The organism is Streptomyces sp. NPDC001770 (assembly GCF_053596135.1).
In genome coordinates this window covers 24,376-43,423 of sequence record NZ_JBSFFN010000036.1, presented here as the reverse complement: position 1 = coordinate 43,423, position 19,048 = coordinate 24,376, and the positions used below count along the sequence as shown (strand labels likewise).

General features: G+C 71.2%; 14 protein-coding genes. 13 read left to right on the top strand and 1 reads right to left on the bottom strand.

All coding sequences use genetic code 11. The features are described 5' to 3' along the window. The first annotated feature begins 126 nt into the window (after positions 1–126). From ACWCSV_RS27655 to ACWCSV_RS27620, 8 genes are all read left to right on the top strand, one after another. Positions 127–1,023, top strand: a complete 897-nt coding sequence (locus tag ACWCSV_RS27655; protein ID WP_451146709.1) for an amino acid ABC transporter permease — start codon at positions 127–129, stop codon at positions 1,021–1,023. Beyond that, a complete protein-coding gene (locus tag ACWCSV_RS27650) occupies positions 1,020–2,861 on the top strand; it encodes an FAD/NAD(P)-binding protein (RefSeq protein ID WP_451146707.1) in 1,842 nt (613 codons plus the stop codon). Before ACWCSV_RS27655 ends, ACWCSV_RS27650 begins: the two co-directional genes overlap by 4 nt. Before the next feature lie 112 nt (positions 2,862–2,973). Further along, positions 2,974–3,726 (top strand): amino acid ABC transporter ATP-binding protein, encoded by a 753-nt coding sequence (locus tag ACWCSV_RS27645; RefSeq protein ID WP_451146786.1) that lies wholly within the window; start codon positions 2,974–2,976, stop codon positions 3,724–3,726. A gap of 85 nt (positions 3,727–3,811) precedes the next feature. After that, complete coding sequence (locus tag ACWCSV_RS27640; protein WP_451146705.1) at positions 3,812–4,888, top strand: LLM class flavin-dependent oxidoreductase; 1,077 nt, start codon at positions 3,812–3,814, stop codon at positions 4,886–4,888. A gap of 14 nt (positions 4,889–4,902) precedes the next feature. Next, positions 4,903–6,183, top strand: coding sequence for an NtaA/DmoA family FMN-dependent monooxygenase (locus ACWCSV_RS27635; RefSeq protein WP_451146784.1), 1,281 nt, complete (start codon positions 4,903–4,905; stop codon positions 6,181–6,183). A 4-nt stretch (positions 6,184–6,187) separates the two neighbouring features. Then, a complete protein-coding gene (locus ACWCSV_RS27630) occupies positions 6,188–6,973 on the top strand; it encodes a DUF1684 domain-containing protein (protein WP_451146703.1) in 786 nt (261 codons plus the stop codon). A 254-nt stretch (positions 6,974–7,227) separates the two neighbouring features. Next, entirely contained in the window at positions 7,228–8,127 is a 900-nt protein-coding gene (locus ACWCSV_RS27625) for a S1 family peptidase (protein WP_451146701.1), read from the top strand. Between the two features lie 276 nt (positions 8,128–8,403). Next, complete coding sequence (locus ACWCSV_RS27620) at positions 8,404–8,883, top strand: hypothetical protein (protein WP_451146700.1); 480 nt, start codon at positions 8,404–8,406, stop codon at positions 8,881–8,883. A 27-nt stretch (positions 8,884–8,910) separates the two neighbouring features. Here the strand turns inward: ACWCSV_RS27620 and ACWCSV_RS27615 are convergent, their stop codons facing one another. Next, positions 8,911–9,810 carry a DUF4231 domain-containing protein gene (locus tag ACWCSV_RS27615; RefSeq protein ID WP_451146782.1) on the bottom strand — a complete coding sequence of 300 codons (900 nt, stop codon included), beginning with the start codon at positions 9,808–9,810 and terminating at the stop codon, positions 8,911–8,913. Positions 9,811–10,189: 379 nt separating this feature from the next. Here ACWCSV_RS27615 and ACWCSV_RS27610 point away from each other — a divergent pair, with 379 nt between their 5' ends. From ACWCSV_RS27610 to fxsT, 5 genes are all read left to right on the top strand, one after another. Further along, positions 10,190–10,846 carry a hypothetical protein gene (locus tag ACWCSV_RS27610; protein ID WP_451146699.1) on the top strand — a complete coding sequence of 219 codons (657 nt, stop codon included), beginning with the start codon at positions 10,190–10,192 and terminating at the stop codon, positions 10,844–10,846. Positions 10,847–11,193: 347 nt separating this feature from the next. Continuing rightward, positions 11,194–11,361, top strand: a complete 168-nt coding sequence (locus ACWCSV_RS27605; protein ID WP_451014982.1) for an FxSxx-COOH cyclophane-containing RiPP peptide — start codon at positions 11,194–11,196, stop codon at positions 11,359–11,361. A 51-nt stretch (positions 11,362–11,412) separates the two neighbouring features. Next, complete coding sequence (fxsBH, locus tag ACWCSV_RS27600; protein WP_451146697.1) at positions 11,413–13,659, top strand: radical SAM/SPASM protein FxsBH, inactivated beta-hydroxylase extension form; 2,247 nt, start codon at positions 11,413–11,415, stop codon at positions 13,657–13,659. A 149-nt stretch (positions 13,660–13,808) separates the two neighbouring features. Further along, positions 13,809–15,116, top strand: a complete 1,308-nt coding sequence (locus tag ACWCSV_RS27595; protein WP_451146695.1) for a TIR-like protein FxsC — start codon at positions 13,809–13,811, stop codon at positions 15,114–15,116. Further along, complete coding sequence (gene fxsT / locus ACWCSV_RS27590; RefSeq protein WP_451146693.1) at positions 15,113–19,045, top strand: FxSxx-COOH system tetratricopeptide repeat protein; 3,933 nt, start codon at positions 15,113–15,115, stop codon at positions 19,043–19,045. The genes ACWCSV_RS27595 and fxsT overlap by 4 nt, the downstream gene beginning before the upstream one ends. Positions 19,046–19,048 lie beyond the last annotated feature (3 nt).

Below are 19,048 nucleotides of genomic sequence, written 5' to 3'. Positions count from 1 at the left end.
AGGCTTGACAGGGGGGCGCCTGCGCCGCTTATCTCATAGGCGGACCAGTGCTGAGGGGCCTGGTCCGCCTCGTGCCCGCTGTGAAGCCGCGCCCCGTGTTCGATCCCGCATCCACGGAGCCCCAGCATGTCCGCGCAGACAGAATCCCTCACGCCCGCACCCTCCTCCTCCGACACCACGTCCGCGGCGGACCCACCCGTCCCCGAGGGCGCCGTCAAGGACGTCGTACCCCGCATCGTCCCGGTGCGCCGCACGGGCCAGTGGGTGGCCGCCGCCGTCGTCCTCGTCCTCCTAGGCCTCGCGCTCGTCTCCGTCGTGCGCAACAAGGCGTTCCAATGGGACGTCGTCGCGCAGTACTTCACCACCGACTCCGTGCTGCGCGGGCTCGGCCTCACCCTCTGGCTGACGGCCGTCGTCATGGTGCTCGGCTTCGGCCTGGGCACCCTGCTCGCGGTGATGCGCCTCTCGGGCAACCGCGTTCTCCGGGCGACCAGTTGGGGATACGTCTGGCTCTTCCGTTCCACCCCGATCCTGGTCCAGCTGCTGTTCTGGTTCAACATCGGCGCCCTCTACCCCACGATCCTCGGCGTCAACACCGTGAACCTCCTGGGCCCGGTCACCGTCGCCGTCGTCGGGCTCACCCTGCACGAAGCCGCGTACGCCGCCGAGGTGGTGCGCGGCGGCATCCTCTCCGTGGAACGCGGGCAGCTGGAGGCCGCGCAGTCGCTCGGCCTCGGGCCCTGGCGCCGGTTCCGGCGAATCGTGCTGCCCCAGGCGATGCGGTCCATCGTGCCGCCCGCCGGCAACATGCTGATCGGCACCCTCAAGGGCACCTCGATCGTCAGCATCATCGCCGTGCAGGACCTGCTCTACTCCGTCCAGCTCGTGTACCACCGCACCTACGAGATCATCCCGTTGCTGCTGGTCGCCACCATCTGGTACGTCGTCATCACCTCCCTCCTCAGCGTCGGCCAGCACTACGTCGAGCGCTACTACGCACGCGGAACGGCGGACGCCCGATGACCCCCGCACCCACCCTCGTCGTCATCGGCGCCGGACCCCGCGGCACCGGACTGATCGAGCGCATCGCGGCCAACGCCGCCGAGCTGTACGCGGGCCGGCCGCTGGACATCCACCTCGTGGACCCCCACCCGGCCGGCGGCGGCCGCATCTGGCGCCACGACCAGTCCCCGCTGCTCTGGATGAACTCCATGGCCGAGGACGTCACCGTCTTCACCGACGACACGGTGCGCCAGGAAGGCCCGGTCCGCCCGGGACCCGCCCTGGACGCCTGGGCCGAGGAGGTCAGAGCGGGCCGCATCACCATCGACGCCGAACCCGCCGTCCTCGCGGAGATCCACGCCCTGGCCGGTCAGGACTTCCCCACCCGCCGGCTCCAGAGCACCTATCTGCGCTGGTTCTACGAGGAGTCCGCCGCCGCCCTGCCCGCCGGGGTCACCGTGCACGAGCACCCCACCCGCGCGCTGCGCGTCACCGGCCCGCGCGACGGCCGGCAGCGGGTCTGGCTGGAGGGTCGCACCGAACCCCTCGTGGCCGACCTCGTCGTCCTCACGGTCGGCCACCTGGACGCCGAACTGGATGACGAGCAGAAGGAGTTGTCGGCCTTCGCGCTCCGCCACGAACTCGTCCACCTGCCGCCGGACTTCACCGCCGACACCGACCTCGGCGCGCTCCGCGCGGGCGAGCCCGTCATCGTCCGGGGCTTCGGGCTGGCCTTCGTGGACCTGATGGTGCTCCTCACCGAAGGCCGGGGCGGCCGGCACGAGGACGGCGTCTACCACCCCTCCGGGCGGGAACCCGTCCTGTACGTCGGGTCCCGGCGCGGCGTCCCGTACCACTCGAAGATCGGCTACGGCTGGGAGGGTGAGCGCCCGCCGCTCCCGCACCACCTCGGACCCGAACGCATCAAGGAACTCCTCGCGGCCCCGGGCCCGTTGGACTTCCGGCGCGACGTCTGGCCGCTCATCGCGAGCGAACTCGCCCACGCCCACTACCACCGGCTCTTCACCGCGCACCCCGAGCGCACCACCACCTCCTGGGACGAGTTCCAGCGGAGTTACGAGGCCGCCGGGCCGGACGGCCCCGAACGCGCCGAGCTCGTCGCCCGGTCCGTCCCCGACCCCGCCGACCGGCTCGACCTGGACCTGCTCGACCGGCCTCTGAAGGGGCTCACCCTCCCCGACCAGGATGCCCTCCAGGAGGCCCTGCGCGACTACATCACCGCGGACCTGACCCGGCGTCACGACGCGTCCCGGTCCTCGGATCTGGCCGTCTTCTTCGGACTCCTCTCCGCGTACGTACAGCTGGTCGCCCTCGGGGACACCGGCGACAGCTGGCACGGGTTCTTCAGCTACCTCGCCTCCGGCCCGCCCGGCCCCCGGCTCGAACAGCTGCTCGCGCTCTCCCGCGCGGGGGTCGTGCGCTTCCTCGGCGCCGACATGACCGTCGAGACCGACGAGGAACACGGCGTCTTCCGGGCCGGCAGCCCCACCGTTCCCGGCGCGCACACCGAGGCCCGGGCGCTCGTCGAGGCGCGCCTCCCGTCCCCCTCCCTCCGGCACACCAGCAGCCCGCTCCTGCGCGGACTGTACGAGGACGGGGCAGCCGTCACCGACAACGGCCTCCTCCAGGTCACCCCGCAGGACGGCCGCATACAGGACCGCGACGGCACCCCCCACCCCCGCCGCTTCGCCCTGGGCCCCTTCACCACGGCCCGCGCGTCGGGCGCCTTCACCCGGCCGCGCACCGGAGGCCCCGCGTTCGGCCAGAACGACGCCACCGCCCGTACCGCACTCGCCTTCCTGCGCGCCCTCTCCGAACGCCCCGTACTCGCGAGCTGACCCGCCCGGGCCGCACGCGTCCCCCACCGCGTGCGCCGCCCGAACCGCGTCAGCCGCCCCGAACCGCGTCCAAGGAAATGCCATGTCGCTCACCACCACCGAAACGCCACCCATGGTCGAGATCCGCTCCCTGCACAAGAGCTTCGGCTCGACCGACGTGCTGCGCGGCATCGACCTCACCGTCCGGCCCGGCGAGGTGACCGTCGTCCTCGGCCCCTCCGGCTCGGGCAAGTCCACCCTGCTGCGCACCATCAACCACCTGGAGAAGGCCGACCAGGGCTGGATCACCGTGGACGGCGAGCTCATCGGCTACCGCAGGGACGGCGACAAGCTGTACGAACTGCGCGAGCGCGAGGTGCTGCGCCGGCGCACCCGGATCGGCTTCGTCTTCCAGAGCTTCCACCTCTTCCCGCACCTCACGGTGGTGGAGAACATCATCGAGGCGCCCGTCTCCGCGCTGCGCCGCCCCCGGGACGAGGCGGTCGCCGCGGCCGAGAGCCTGCTGGAGCGGGTGGGCCTGGCCGACAAGGCGCAGGCGTACCCGCGGCAGCTCTCCGGCGGACAGCAGCAGCGGGTCGCCATCGCGCGCGCCCTCGCGCTGGAGCCGAAGCTGCTCCTCTTCGACGAGCCGACCTCCGCGCTCGACCCCGAACTCGTCGGCGAAGTCCTCGACGTGATCAAGGACTTGGCCGATCAGGGCACCACCATGATCGTGGTCACCCACGAGATCGGCTTCGCCCGCGAGGTGGCCGACACCGTCGTCTTCATGGACGAGGGGCGCATCGTCGAGCAGGGCCCGCCCACCGAGGTGCTCGACCACCCCGCCCAGGAACGCACCCGCGCCTTCCTCTCCAAGGTCCTGTGAACGAGAGCCCCTGAACAAGGCCCCGTCCCGGGCCCTCCGACCGTCCGCCCGCCCAACACCCCCCCATTGATCCCGGAAGGCCCGCATGACCACCGGCAGACCCCTCCACCTGGCCGCCGAGATCGGTGGCCCGCCCCGATACGAGCCGGACCACTACCTCGGCCTGGCGCGGCTCGCCGAGGGCGGCGCCCTCGACTACGTGACCCTCGGCGACTCCTTCGCCCGGCCCGGGCCCGACGCGCTCTCCGTACTCGCCCGGATCGCGCCCGCCACCGACCGGATCGGGCTCGTGCCGACCGTCGACACCACGCACACCGAGCCCTTCCACGTCTCGTCCGCCGTCGCCACTTTGGACTGGGTGAGCCGGGGCCGGGCCGGCTGGACGGCCGACGTCTCGACCACCGAGGCCGTGGCCCGGCTCTTCGGCCGCCGCGCCGCCGAGCCCGCCGAGGCCCTGTGGCCCGAGGCGGGCGAGGCCGCCGACGCGGGCGCCAGGCTCTGGGACAGCTGGGAGGACGACGCCGAGATCAGGGACACCGCCACCGGCCGGTTCATCGACCGGGACAAGGTGCACCACATCGACTTCGAGGGCGACGCCTTCTCCGTCCGGGGCCCCGCCATCGTGCCGAGGCCCCCGCAGGGCCGGCCCGTCACGGTGATCGACGGCACCACCGCCGCCGCCCGCGCGGTCGCGGCCCGCCACGCGGACGTGGTGCACATCCGGGCCACCTCGCCCGGACAGGCCGCCGCCGCCCGTGCGGACGTCCACCGGCTCGCCGCCGCGCACGGGCGCTCCGCGCGCGAGCTGCGGGTGCTGGTCGCGCTCGCGGTCGACCTCGGCGACGCGGAGACCGCCCCCGAGCCCGGGCTGGCGAGCGGGCCGCCGCTGGCCGGCCACGGCACCTACTTCCGGGGCGGGCCGGTGGACCTCGCCGAGCTCATCTCCCAGTGGTACCGGGCGGGCGCTGCGGACGGGTTCCACCTCACCCCCATCACCCCGGCCCGCGACCTCGAAAGGATCGTCAACGGCACCGTGGCCCTCCTCCAGCACCGCAGCCTCTTCCGCACCTTCCACCCCGGCCACACCCTCCGCGAGCACCTCGGCCTCGCCCGCCCCGCCAGCCGCTACGCGCTCGCCCGGACGGCGGGGGAGCAGCGATGACCGAGCACCGGCAGATGCATCTGGCCGCCCACTTCCCGGGTGTCAACAGCACCACGGTCTGGTCGGACCCCCGGTCCGGCAGCCAGATCGACTTCGCCTCCTTCGAACACCTGGCGCGGACCGCCGAGCGCGGCAAGTTCGACTTCTTCTTCCTCGCGGAAGGGCTCCGGCTGCGCGAGTACGACGGGCGTGTCCACGACCTCGACGTCGTCGGTCGGCCGGAGTCCCTCACCGTGCTCAACGCGCTGGCCGCCGTCACCGACCGGCTCGGGCTCGCCGCCACGGTCAACGCGACCTTCAACGAGCCGTACGAGCTGGCCCGCCGGTTCGCCACCCTCGACCACCTCAGCGGCGGTCGCGCGGCGTGGAACGTGGTCACCTCCTCGGACGCCTTCACCGGCGAGAACTTCCGCCGGGGCGGTTTCCTCGACCGGGCCGACCGCTACACCCGGGCCGCCGAGTTCGTCGCCACCGCACGCGAGCTCTGGGACTCCTGGACGCCGGACGGGACGCCCCGGCCGTTCGCGCACCGGGGGCAGCACTTCGACATCTCCGGCGAGTTCACCCTCCCCCGGTCCCCGCAGGGGCATCCGGTCGTCATCCAGGCCGGGGACTCGGACGAGGGCCGCGAGTTCGCGGCCTCCGCCGCCGACGTGATCTTCACCCGGCACGGCACCCTGGAGGCCGGACGCACCTTCTACGCGGACGTCAAAGGGCGGCTGGCGGCGTACGGCCGGGGCCCCGAGGACCTGAAGATCATGCCCGGGGTCCGGGCCGTGGTCGCCGACACCGACGAGGAGGCCCAGGAGTACGCCGCCGGGATCCGCCGCCTCCAGGTCTCCCCGCAGAACGCGATCCTCGCCCTCGAACAGGTCTGGGGCCGCGACCTGTCCTCGTACGATCCCGACGGGCCGTTCCCCGCGTTCGACCCGGAGCCGGACTCCGAGTTCGCACAGGGGCGGGTCAGGATCGCCGACCCGTTCGCCGTGGCCGCGCGGTGGCGGGCCCTGTCGGAGGAGAAGGGGCTGTCGATCCGGGAGACCGTGCTCGAGACCACCACCCGGCAGTCCTTCGTCGGCAGCCCGGAGACCGTCGCCGCCGAAATGACCGACTTCGTCGACCAGCGCGCGGCGGACGGCTTCATCCTCGTCCCGCACCTCACGCCCGGCGGCCTCGACGACTTCGTCGACCGGGTCGTCCCCCTCCTCCAGGAACGCGGGGCGTTCCGGTCCGAGTACACCGGTTCCACCCTGCGGGCACACCTCGGGCTGGCCGAACCCGTATGGAAAGGTTGAGCACATGAGTACGAACGCAACGCAGGAGTGGCAGAGCTGGCACGAGGGTCGCGTCGCCGCGGCGGCGGCGCCCTACGGACCGCTGGCACTGGCCGGTACGCACTGGTTCGCCGACTACCCGGAAGGGCGAATTCCGGCCGTCCCGGGAGAGTGGCGCGAGGACGGCGACGACGTGGTGCTCAGCGCCGGGGCCGAGGACGGCCTCACCGTCGACGGCAAGCCGCTCACCGGGGAAGTACGCCTCCGTCCCGACAGCGGGCCGGCCGACGACGCCCGCGTGGCCCTCGGTGAACGGCGGTTCGTCGTACTCCGCCGCGAGGGGCTGTGGGCGGTGCGGGACTTCGACCCGGCGGCGCCGAACCGGCACGCGTTCAGGTCGATCGAGGCGACGCCGTACGACGCGCGCTGGAGCCTGGCCGGCACCTTCCGCCGGTACGAGGACCGCACCGTCCGGGTGAAGAACGCCGACGGCGTCGAGCGCGGTCTCCAACTCGCGGGCGAGGCGACGTTCGTCGTGGAGGGAACCGAGCACACCCTCCAGGCCGCGGTCGAGCCGGACGGCTCGCTGTGGATCGTCTTCGCCGACGCGACCAGCGGTGACAGCAGCTTCCGGTTCCGCTTCCTGCGGCCCGCCGCCCCCGCCGCGGACGGCTCGGTGACGGTGGACTTCAACCGGGCGCTGCTGCCCCCGTGCGCCTTCGCCGACCACTTCATCTGCCCCTTCCCGCCGCAGGGCAACACCCTCCCGTTCGCCGTCCCGGCGGGGGAGCGGAAGCGGCTCGACGGCTGAACCGGCGCATCCGCCCCGGCCCCGGCAGCGCCCACGCCGCCGGGGCCGGGGCGTTCCCGTGTCCCGTACGGCCCGGGTCGGCCGAAAGGCGCCCTTGCGCCACGCGCGGCCGGTCCCAAATACTCCCCATCAGCGCTTGTCAGGAACACGGCATCCGCATAGCGAACGCATGCCGGAAGGCCGACGCCCGACTGCGCCTCACGGGTCCGCCACCCCACGGACGGATCCCTGATTCCCCTTTGGAGGAACGCGAAGTGAGGATCAAGCGCACCACCCCCCGCAGCACCACCGCCAGACGCGGCAGGGCCGTCGCCGTCGCGGCCGGTCTGGTCGCCGTAGCGGCGCTCGCCGTCCCCGCGGCCAACGCCGAGTCGGCCGGAACGTTCAGCACCGCCCAGCTCACCGCCGCGAGCGACGCCGTGCTCACCGCCGACGTCCCGGGCACCGCCTGGAGCGTCGACCCCGCCACCAAGCACCTCGTCGTCACCGTGGACAGCACGGTCACCCAGGCCGAGATCGCGAAGATCAAGGAGAGCGCGGGCGACGAGGCGGGCGCCCTGCGCATCGAGCGCACGGCCGGCACCTTCAGCAAGCTGATCTCGGGCGGCGACGCGATCTACGCGAGCAGCTGGCGCTGCTCGCTCGGCTTCAACGTCCGCAGCGGGAGCACCTACTACTTCCTGACCGCCGGTCACTGCACCGACGGCGCGGGCACCTGGTGGTCCAACTCGGCACACACCACCACGCTCGGCACCACCTCGGGATCCAGCTTCCCGGGCAACGACTACGGCCTGGTGACCTACACCAACAGCAGCGTCACCAAGAGCGGCACCGTCGGCAGCGTGGACATCACCGGTGCGGCCAACGCCACCGTCGGCCAGTCCGTGACCCGCCGCGGCTCCACCACCGGCATCCACAGCGGTACGGTGACCGGCCTCAACGCCACCGTCAACTACGGCAACGGGGAGGTCGTCTCCGGCCTGATCCGCACCAACGTGTGCGCCGAGCCCGGCGACTCCGGCGGCCCGCTCTACTCCGGGACCCTGGCGATCGGTCTCACCTCGGGCGGCAGCGGCGACTGCACCTCGGGCGGCACGACCTTCTTCCAGCCCGTCACCGAAGCGCTGAGCGCGTACGGAGTCAGCGTCTTCTGATCCCCGGCCCCTGACCCCGCGGTCCGCCGGAGCCCACGGGCGTCCAACCGCCCCGTGGGTCCCGGCGGCCCCACGGACCCGGCCCGCGGCTCGGTCCCGTGGTTCCGCGAGCCTCGTCGAGCCCCCGTTCGCTCCGGACGGGGGCTCCCGCGCGCCCCCCGCCCTGCGCGATGATGGCCCCTGCGGTCGGACGCAGAGGAGCGACGGGGGCGGACGCCATGTCCGTGCGGAGGCACGTCCTCCGGTCCCCGCAGACACCCAGGGGGTTCCAGGCCCGTGCATCGCATCGGAGTGACCGGACACCGTTCCATCCCCCCGGAGGCCTACACCCATGTGTGCGAGGGCCTGCGCGCGGCGCTGTACGAGGCCGGGGACCCGCTGGAGGCGCTCTCCAGCCTCGCCGTGGGGGCGGACCAGCTCTTCGCCCGGCTGGCCCTCGCGCGCGGCGCACGGCTGACGGCGGTGATCCCCAGCGACGACTACGACGAGTGCTTCGACGAAGAGGCCGAACTCAAGGACTATCTCGCCCTCAAGTCCCTCGCCGGGCGGGAGGTGCGGCTCGACTTCCGGCACTCCACGGACGAGGCGTACTACGCGGCGGGCACCTGGATCGCCGACCACTGCGACCGGCTCGTGGCCGTCTGGGACGGCCTCCCGGCCCGGGGCCTGGGCGGCACCGGCGACATCGTCACCTACGCACGCGCCCTGGGCCGCCCGGTCACCGTGATCTGGCGCGACGGCGTACGCCGCGACTGACCCCGTGCGGACGTGACTGACGAACTGTCACATACGGTGCCGGGCCAGCCAGTCCGTGTGCTCGGGGGAGACGATCCGCTCGGTCTCGAAGACCGCCGCCGGCCACTGCCGTTCGGTGAGCGAGGTCTCCATCGCCGCCTGCATCGACTCCAGGTCCTTCTCGACCACCGAGTGCGCCGAGACCAACGGGTGGTGGCGGCGCATCTCGTTCCAGGCCAGGCACGCCGCGGCGGCGGCCGACAGCACTCCGGTCAGCCCGAAGGACCGGCCCGTCCCGAAGGTCTGCGCGAGGCAGAGGGCCAGCGCCGGCGCCGTCAGCGCCGCGACCGTGCTCGACCAGACCAGCGCACTCCGCCGGGAGGCCAGCTGCCGCCTCCGGTACCAGCGGCGCTGCTCGATGAGCCGGTCCCGTACGTACGTCTCCTTGCGCACGGTGAACGCCTTGTCCCGCAACTCCCGCATGGACTCGGTGATGATGCCCCCGTCCGGCCCGTCCAGGCCGTCGCGGGGATCGTCCCAGCCGGCCTTCCGCAACTCCTGGAGCCCCTCCTCCAGCCTGTTGGCGAACACCGCCTCGGGATGCTGCGTGGTGGTGTCGTACGGGGAGCCGTGCACCGCGTAGCGCCAGCAGTTCGACTTGATGAACTCCGCCGCTGAGCGGTTGAGTTGCCAGTGCGACTTCGCTTTGCGCTGTGAGGCGAAGAGGGTCGCGACCAGAACGCCCGCGTAGGCCAGCGCCCCGAGCAGATCCAGGAGTTGCAGCGAGTCCCCGACCTCCACGCTCCACGGCAGTGCGGCGGGTATCGCCCCGAGGACGAGGAGCACGAGCTGGAAGCGGGTCGTACGGATGGCCTCCCGCTGCCGGGCGACGGCGACGGCGTCGGTGCGGTGGAAGAGTTCGGGCAGGTCGTCGGTACGGAACACCATGGACCGGAGCGGTCCGGGAATCGCCATCTTGCTGCCCCCGCCTGCAGTGTGTGGGTCGTCGGTCCCTCTCCCGGCAGGGTTCCTCGCCGGCGACCGGCCGCACGCCCGTCGCGTTCCGGTCCGGTGCGTCGTGCGCGTGCGACCGGGTCCACGAGAGTAGGGGGCCTTCCGGTGGCCCTGCAACGGCGTCTTCCAGCCGCTCGGCTCCCACTGGGGACCGTGGGCCGCATGAGGTCCACTCACGTTCGAACCACTGAACTGATATGCAAAACAAGGGAGTTGCAGCACAATGCTGTCCCGTGACGACTATGGGGCGGCGGATCGGATGAGTCGGAGACGGCCTGGAGGGAGCCTTCGGGATGCGGCCGCTCAGCGCAGGGTGCGCCGCAGCCCCCTGCTGTTCGTCACACCCCTGGTGCTGCTGGGCGCTCTCATCGTCCTGCTCGTGTGGGAGACGCTGCGGGTCAATGTGTCCGCCGGTGCGCGGGAGACCTGGCCCTGGCGCCTTCATCTGCTCGACATGGAGGTCCTGGGCAGCCTGCTGGCCGTCGCTCTCGGCGCGGTGCTTGCCAGGGCGCAGTACGCCCGCTCGACGCGGCCGCATCTCGGGTCCCGCTGCGTCTGGACCAAGGGTCTCCTCAAGGACGACGCCACCGCTTGGCGGGTCGGCCTGTTCAACGGCGGACCGCACGTGGCGCTGATCGAACGGTGCGACTACCTCGTGGTCCTGTCCGGCGAGGAGGATGCGCGGGAGCGGCGCTGGGTGAACGCCGAGGAGGCCATGGCGCGGCTGGTCGCGGCCGGGTTCGTCGTGGCGGAGGACTTCCAGTTCGTCGAGTTCGGTGCCGGGTTCCCGCTCGTCGGAGGCACCGGTTACGAGACGCTCCTCGTGGGCGCCTTCTCCGTGCGCTTCGTCACGGAGGTCGAGGAGCTGTCCATCCGGTTCAGAGTCGGCGACGTGGTGGGCGACAGTCACGAACGGGCCATCGACTGCGTGCGGAACGCCCGCGCCCGGTTCCATGCGCCCCTCGAATGACCTTTCTGCCGGCCGTCTCCGAGGGGCGTGCGGTGCGGGACCGTCCTGCGCCGCACGGGTGTACACGCAGTTGCGTGGAGGACCGATCCGTGCAGCCCCTCCCTCCCGGCTCGTGCGCTGGTCGGACCCAGGGGCCTCCCGGCCTTTCCGGACCCAGGCATTCCTGTGCGCGAAAACGCTTCTCTTCCGATCACTCCGGCGGATGAATTCGACTTGATTTCGCGGGTATTAACCTTTGTCGCGCCGAGTGCGCACCTGTGCCGGATGAGAGTAAAGTCGTCCCGCCGGGCTGCATTGTCGCAGGCGGCAATCGACTGACTGTCCGTCACCAAGCCCCAAGGATGGCCGTGAAGATCAACGCAACGACCCTGTCCTTCGCTGCTGCGAAGAAGAGCCGTACGCCCCTCGTCGAGATCGACGCGCGAGGTGCCGAGGCATCCCGGAAGTTCGATCGGGTATTCGGTTCCTCCGAGGGACGTGCGACGCAGGCTTCGACTTTCAGTTCGGCACTCTGAAGTCTCGTCGCGGGGCCTTGGCCGTCCCTCCGGGACGGCTAAAATGGCGGAATGACAGGACCCCTGGTCCCCTTCCGTGAGATCGTTTTGAAGGTCCACAGCAGGTGTGATCTTGCATGCGATCATTGTTATATCTATGAACACGCTGATCAGAGCTGGCGCACAAGGCCGAAAACGATCTCTGACGAAGCGATTTCATGGACCGCCCGACGCCTGGCCGAGCATGCTGCCACGCATGGACTCCCCTCCGTCTCAGTGATCCTGCACGGAGGGGAGCCGCTCCTCGCGGGACCCGCGCGTCTGCGCAAGGTCTGCGAGGAACTCGGCTCGGCACTGAACGGTATCGCTGAGCTGGACCTGCGTATCCATACCAACGGTGTTCAGCTCAGCACCCGGTACCTCGACCTCTTCGACGAGTTCCACGTGAAGGTCGGCATCTCGCTCGACGGTGACCGTACGGCGAACGACCGGCACCGCCGGTACGCCGATGGACGTACGAGCCACCCACTGGTGCTCAGGGCCGTCGAACTCCTCCGGGAGGACAGGTACCGCCATCTGAACCTCGGGCTGCTCTGCACCGTGGATGTCCGCAACGATCCGGTGGCCGTCTTCGACGCTCTCGCGGAGCTCGAACCGCCTCTGATCGATTTCCTGCTTCCGCACGCCACCTGGGACACACCCCCGCCGAGGCCGGACGGCTCGCCCACCGCGTACGCCGACTGGCTCCTGGCGGTCTTCGACCGCTGGCAGGGGCAGGGGCGTCCGGTGCCGGTCCGGTTCTTCTCCTCCATTCTCTCCAGCCTCTGCGGTGGCCCCAGCCTGACGGAATCCCTCGGGCTCGCTCCTACGGACCTCGTCGTCGTCGAGACGGACGGGAAGCTGGAGCAGGTCGACTCGCTCAAGAGCGCCTACGACGGTGCGGCGGCCACCGGGTTCGACGTCTTCACCCACTCCTTCGACGAGGTGGCGGCACACCCAGGGGTCCGGGCCCGCCAGCTCGGCCTGGCCGGGGTCGGCGAGGAATGCCGCGGATGCCCCGTCGTGCGCTCGTGCGGCGGCGGGCTCTACACCCACCGGTACCGCTCCTCCAACGAGTTCGACAACCCCTCCGTCTACTGCGCCGATCTGGAAGCACTGGTACGGGGGATCGAGGACCGGACGGCGTCGGCGCTCGTCTCTCCCGCGTTGCTGGGGCCGGCCGGACTGGCCGCCGAGCAGCAGGAGCTGACGCGGACGCTGCTGGCCGGTCTCCACGCCCTGCTCGACGGCCGGGCGGGCGAGCCGTGGGCGCGCGCCTGGCAGGCGGTGGGCGCCCTGGAGTCGTCCGAGGCGGGGGCCGAGGGCCTCGACCGGGTCCTCGCCCACCCGTACGCGCGGGCCTGGCTCCAGGAGACGCTGGAGGAGTTCCGCAGCGCCCCGGACCGGGCCGCGACGGACGCGCTGCTGCTCACCTCGTACGTGGCCGCCGGGACGCTCCGGGCCGGCCTCGGGGACGAGGTGCCCGTGACCTACCGGGACGGCCGGCTCTTCCTGCCCACCCTCGGCGAACTCGCACTCGGCGGCGCCGGCGACCACGGGACGGCCGTCGTGCGGGGTGTCCCCGGCGGCTTCGAGGTGGAGCGCGAGGAAGGCGGAGCGCTGCACGTGACCCTCGGGGGCCCCGACACCGCCGTCTGGCGCGGGGTACGCCGTCTGGACGTGGGCGGACTGCCCGGTTGGGCCGTCGACGACCTCGACCCCTATCGGAACCGGCACACGGCCCCCGCTGCGGACCGGCTGGACCCGGAGGCGGTCGACGCGTTCGGCGGGACGCTCGCGGGTGCCTGGGACCTGATCAGGGAGCTGTCTCCGGCGTCCGCCGACGCCATGGGGGCAGCGGTGACCACCGTCACGCCGCTCGCCGACGGGGCGAGGGCGGAGCTGCCGTGCGGATACGGAGCACTCGGAATTCCGGCCACCGCCGACTGCCGCGAACTGGCGGTCGAGCTCGTGAGCGCTTTCCGCAGGAATGAACTGCGGGGCCTGAGCGACGTCACGGACCTGTACGCGGCGGACGGGGACTGGGAGTATCTGTCGCCCTGGGGAGGAGAGGCTGTTCCGTTCTCACGCCTGCTGGCCGAGACTTACGAGCGAGTGGGTGTCGGACCGCTCGATGCCGAGTTCCCCGCCGGCGTGAAGGAGGCGCTCGACATGATGGACGGTGCGGCGGAGCCGACCGTTCACGGGAAACGGCTGTTGGACGTACTCCGGAAGGAACTCAGCGGAACACCGGGCGCGGCTGGCACACCGGCCTCTTGAGTCACGAGCAGGAATGACCGAGAAGGGCCGATGAATGACCGAAGCGCAGGGGGATGGGGTGCCTACCGCTCGGGAATGATGAATTCGCTCGCATTCACTCCGTAGTGTCGGACGTGGGTGCTCACACAGGACGGGGGTCGTGTGCACGCATGACGCATCAGCGAGCGTCGGACCATCGGCCGTACTTCTTTCTCAGTTACGCGCACACACCGGGGTACGGCGGTGGAACGGACCCCGATATGTGGGTCGAACGCCTTTTCCAAGATCTCTGCGGCCATGTGATGGCCATGACCGATCTTCCCGCGGGCACGCCCGCGGGGTTCATGGACCGGGAAATACGGTCCGGCGAGGGCTGGTCGGAACGGCTCGGCGCGGTGCTCGCCACCTGCCGGGTATTCGTTCCGCTGTTCTCGCCGCGGTACTTCGCCAGCGAGATGTGCGGCAAGGAGTGGTATGCCTTCGAACAGCGGGCGATCCATCATCGCGCCCGCTCCAACCAGCCCGCCGAGGCGATCGTCCCGGCGCTCTGGGTGCCGGTGCCGCCCAGTCAGTTACCGGGCTCCGCGGAGCGCATCCAGTTCAACCACCGGGACTTCGGGGAACGCTACGTCAGTGACGGGCTCTACGGCCTGATCAAGCTCCGGCTCTTCGCCCAGGAGTACGAACGAGCCGTGTACGAGCTGGCCAAGCGCATCGTCACCGTCGCCGACACCGTACGGATCGACACCGGCAGACCCGTCGACTACCGCCTCGCTCCCAGCGCCTTCGGTTCCCGCAGCAGCGGCGCGGGGGCACCGAAGCCCATGCGGATCACCATCGCCGCACCCAGCCGCCACGATCTGCCGCCCGGGCGGGACTCCGCCTACTACGGCGACAACCCGCAGGACTGGAACCCCTACCATCCGGCCGCCGCGCGTCCGCTGGCGTACGTCACCGAAGAACTCGTCCGCTCGCTCAACTACCAGGCGGTCATAGGCTCGTTCGACGAGGACTTCGGGCAGTCCGAGGGCAAGCGGGCGCCCACCACACCGGAAATCCTCATCCTCGACCGATGGGCGCTCCAGGACGAGGACCGCCGCCGCAGGCTCGCCGCGTTCGACGCCGAGAACAGCCCCTGGGTGACCCTGGTGGTGCCGTGGAACCGGGACGACCCCCAGAGTGCGGCCGAGGAGGCGGAACTCACGGCGATCCTCGAACGGACCCTGCCGGTGAAGATGAGCCAGGGACGCGCCTTCTGCCGCGTCGCCGCCAAAGGAGTGCCCACCATGGAGGCGTTCGGCCAGATCCTGCCGCAGGTCGTCGAAGTCGCCGCGCAGCAGTATCTGCGCAACGCGACCGTCTACCCGCCCGGCAGCGGCGGCGGGCACAGCGAACGCACCCGACTGATGGGGCCCATGGGCAACACACAGTTCATACCCGACACGCTCGACCCTGGGACGCAAGCGGAGGACGTATGACAGCCGGTCGTGACGGGCGGATCGTCACTTTCTACTCCTACAAGGGAGGCACGGGGCGCACCATGGCCCTGGCCAACACCGCCTGGATCCTGGCCGCCAACGGCAAGCGGGTACTGGCCGTCGACTGGGACCTGGAGGCACCGGGCCTGCACCGGTTCTTCCACCCCTTCCTCGATCCCGCCACCCTCGGCGCCACCACCGGCGTCATCGACCTCATCACCGACTACGCCTGGGCCGCCACCAGCCCCGCGCAGCGCCCCGACGACTGGCACCGCGACTACGCGCGCATCCAGCAGCACGCCGTCTCCCTGACACCTGAGGCGCTCGGCTGGGAGTTCCCCAGGGGAGGCACGCTCGACTTCGTCTCGGCCGGGCGACAGAACCGCGAGTACTCCGCGGCCGTGTCCACGTTCGACTGGGACAACTTCTACGACCGGCTCGGCGGCGGGAACTTCTTCGACGCCCTGCGCGACGACATGAAGGCCAACTACGACTACGTCCTCATCGACAGCCGTACAGGCCTCAGCGACATCGCCGACATCTGCACCGTCCACCTCCCCGACGTACTGGTGGACTGCTTCACCCTCAGCGACCAGTCCATCGACGGAGCCGCTTCCGTGGCACGCCAGATCGCCGAGCGCTACACCGGGCGGCCGATCGCCATCTACCCCGTCCCGATGCGCATCGACGAGGGCGAGAAGGAGAAGGCGGACGCCGGACGGGCTCTCGCCCGCTTCAAGTTCGACCGGCTGCCGCGCGATCTGTCCGGCGACGAACTCACCGCCTACTGGGGTGCGGTGGAGATCCCGTACCGCCCCTACTACGCGTACGAGGAGACTCTCGCGACCTTCGGCGACGAAGCCGGGCTCTCCAACTCGCTGCTCTCCGCCTTCGAGCGGCTCGTGGCGGTCGTCACCGAGCAGGAGGTCACCGCCATGCCGGCGGTCGCGGAGGACGTCCGGCTGCGCATCCGCGACGCCTTCACCCGGCGCCGGCCCGCCCTCCCCGCCGACATCTTCCTCAACTACGTCGCGGAGAACCGGATGTGGGCGGACTGGATCGAATCCGTCCTGACCCGGTCCGGCTTCCGCGTCGTGCCGCGCGACGTCTCCACCGAGCGGGAGGACCGGGAACCGCCCGTCACCGCGCCGGACACCGCCGCCCGCACCGTCGTGCTGCTCTCCAGCGCGTACCTCAAGTCCCAGCGCGCCACGGATCTGTGGCAGCGGGCCGCCGCCGAGGACCAGGGCGGCGGGCGACGTCAGATCCTCTTCCGCGTCGGGGACGTCCGGCTCTCCTCGGCGTACATCGACCGCAACCCGGTGGACCTCTTCCGGCTCGACGAGACCCATGCCGTGGCCGCCCTGCTGCGCGCACTGGACCGCCCGGCACAGCCCGCCGACGGGGCGGCGCCGGGGCCCAGGTTCCCCGGCACGGTCCCGAAGATCTGGAACGCCCCGCCGCGCAACCCCGGATTCACCGGCCGCTCCCTGGTGCTGGAACGCATGCGCGACCAGCTCGGCGGCGGCCTGGCGGTGGTGCTGCCCCAGCCGCAGACCCTGTACGGCCTCGGCGGCGTCGGCAAGACGCAGGTGGCGCTGGAGTACGTGCACCGCTTCATGGCCGACTACGACCTGGTGTGGTGGATCTCCTCCGAGCACACCGACGACGTGGTCGCCGGACTCGCGGAACTCGCCTCGCGACTGGGCGCGCAGGGCGGCGACGACATGGCGGCGGCCTCCAAGGAAGCGGTCGACCTGCTGCGCCGGGGGGTGCCCTCCGACCGGTGGCTGCTGGTCTTCGACAACGCGGACGACCCCGAACGGATCAGGCGCTACTTCCCGCAGGGCGGCTCCGGCCACATCCTGGTGACGTCCCGGAACCAGACGTGGTCGCAGCACGGCGACGCGCTGCCCGTCGACGTCTTCCTGCGCGAGGAGTCCGTCGAGCATCTCCGCCGCCGCGCCCCCGGTCTCAGCGAGGAGGACGCCGCGCGGGTGGCCACGGCGGTGGGTGACCTGCCGCTCGCCGTCGAGCAGGCCGCCGCCTGGATCGCGGAGACGGCGACCCCCGTCGACACCTACCTCGACCAGCTCGCCGAGCAGGCCGCCCAGGTGCTCTCCCTCAACCAGCCCGCCGGCTACCCCGAACCCGTGGCCGCCACCTGGAACGTCTCCATCGAGCGGCTCAAGGAACGTTCGCCCGCGGCGGTCCGGCTGCTCCAGCTCTGCGCGTTCTTCGGCCCCGAGCCGATCAACGCGAACCTGCTCTACAGCAAGGAGATGATCGAGGCGCTCAAGCCGTACGACTCCTCCCTGCAGGAGAAGCTCGTCCTCGGCAGGGTCATCCGGGAGATCGGCCGTTTCGCGCTGGCCAAGGTCGACCAGGTCTCCAACTCGATCCAGGTGCACCGGCTGGTGCAGGCCGTCATCAAGGCGCAACTCGGCGAGGAGGAGCAGCGGGTGGCCCGGCACGTGGTCCACCGCATCCTGGCGGGGGCCCGGCCGGACGACGACGAGCCGATCGACAACCCGGAGAACTGGGCGCGGTTCGCCACCATCTGGCCGCATCTGGGGCCGTCCGGAGCGCGCCACTGCGGGGAGCCGGAGACCCGCAGGCTGCTGATCGACCGGGTCCGCTACCTCTGGAAGCGCGGCGACGTCCGCACGGCGGGCGCGCTGAGCGCCGAACTCCGGGCCACCTGGGCGGAGACGCTGGGGAAGGAGGACATCCAGTACCTCTACCTCTGCTTCCACATCTCCAACATCCTTCGCACCCGCGGGCGTTACGTGGAGGCGAAGGAGCTCGACGAGATCACCTTCCAGCGCCAGCGCGACGTTCTGGGGCCGGAGCACCCGCACACCTACATGACGACCAGCAGCCTGGCGACCGACCTCGGCATGCTCGGCGAGTACGGCCGTGCGATCGACCTGGCCACCGAGGCCCGCGACGGATTCAGCCAGATCTTCCACGACGCGCATCCGCGGACCCTCGCCGCGGCCAACAACCTGGCCCTCAACCTACGGCTGATCGGGCAGTACTCCCGGGCCAGGGAGATCGACCAGGAAGTGTACGACCGGCGCAGCGAGGTGCTCGGTCCGGAGCACCCCTACAGCCTCCAGTCGGGTCAGAACCTGGCGCGGGACCTGAGGGACGTGGGCCGGTACGAGGACTCGGTGGCGCTGCTGAGCCGGGTCTACGACAGCCTCAAGCGGACGCTCGGCCCCTCCTTCCCCGGTACGCTCTCCGCCGCCAAGGCGCTCGCGGTGGCGCTGCGGCGGGCGGGGCAGCTGGAGGACGCCCGCAGGCTGACGCTGGCCACCCGCGCGAGGTACCGGGCGAAGTACACCTCCGTCAACCCGGAGTCGCTGGCCTGCGACCTGAACCTGGCGGCCGACTTCTACGCGATCGGAGAGTCGAGCCAGGCGAGGGACACGGCGCGAGAGGTGGTCGAGCAGTACCTGGTGGTGCCGGGGGAGAGGCACCCGTACACGCTGGCCGCGCAGAACAACCTCGCCGTCTACCTGCTCGGCTCGGGGGAGGCGGAGGAGGCGGCCAGGACGTCGAGGCGGGTCGTCGACCTGATGCGGGAGCTGTTCGGCAGGGATCACCCGCACACGCTCTTCTGCGTGATGAACCTGGCGAACGCGACCGCGGCGCTCGGTGACGGGGAGCTGGTACTGGAGACGGAACAGATCCTCGCCGGGCAGCTCGGGGAGGCCATCGGGGCGCAGCACCCGGAGACGCTGGCCATGGTGGGGAACATGGCGGTCACGCTGGAGGATCTCGGCCGCCGGGACGAGGCCCAGAAGGTGCGGACGAGGATCGTCGGGGAGCTGGCCCGCCAGCTCGGTGACGACCATCCGATGACGCGGATCGCACGGGACGGGAGAAGGTTCGAGCGCGAGCTGGAGCCGATCCAGGTCTGAGCG

Coding starts and splice junctions, on each gene's coding strand:
- ACWCSV_RS27655 (WP_451146709.1), top strand. CDS start 127: ATGTCCGCGCAGACAGAATCCCTCACGCCCGCACCCTCCTCCTCCGAC.
- ACWCSV_RS27650 (WP_451146707.1), top strand. CDS start 1,020: ATGACCCCCGCACCCACCCTCGTCGTCATCGGCGCCGGACCCCGCGGC.
- ACWCSV_RS27645 (WP_451146786.1), top strand. CDS start 2,974: ATGGTCGAGATCCGCTCCCTGCACAAGAGCTTCGGCTCGACCGACGTG.
- ACWCSV_RS27640 (WP_451146705.1), top strand. CDS start 3,812: ATGACCACCGGCAGACCCCTCCACCTGGCCGCCGAGATCGGTGGCCCG.
- ACWCSV_RS27635 (WP_451146784.1), top strand. CDS start 4,903: ATGCATCTGGCCGCCCACTTCCCGGGTGTCAACAGCACCACGGTCTGG.
- ACWCSV_RS27630 (WP_451146703.1), top strand. CDS start 6,188: ATGAGTACGAACGCAACGCAGGAGTGGCAGAGCTGGCACGAGGGTCGC.
- ACWCSV_RS27615 (WP_451146782.1), bottom strand. CDS start 9,810: ATGGTGTTCCGTACCGACGACCTGCCCGAACTCTTCCACCGCACCGAC.
- fxsBH (WP_451146697.1), top strand. CDS start 11,413: ATGACAGGACCCCTGGTCCCCTTCCGTGAGATCGTTTTGAAGGTCCAC.
- ACWCSV_RS27595 (WP_451146695.1), top strand. CDS start 13,809: ATGACGCATCAGCGAGCGTCGGACCATCGGCCGTACTTCTTTCTCAGT.
- fxsT (WP_451146693.1), top strand. CDS start 15,113: ATGACAGCCGGTCGTGACGGGCGGATCGTCACTTTCTACTCCTACAAG.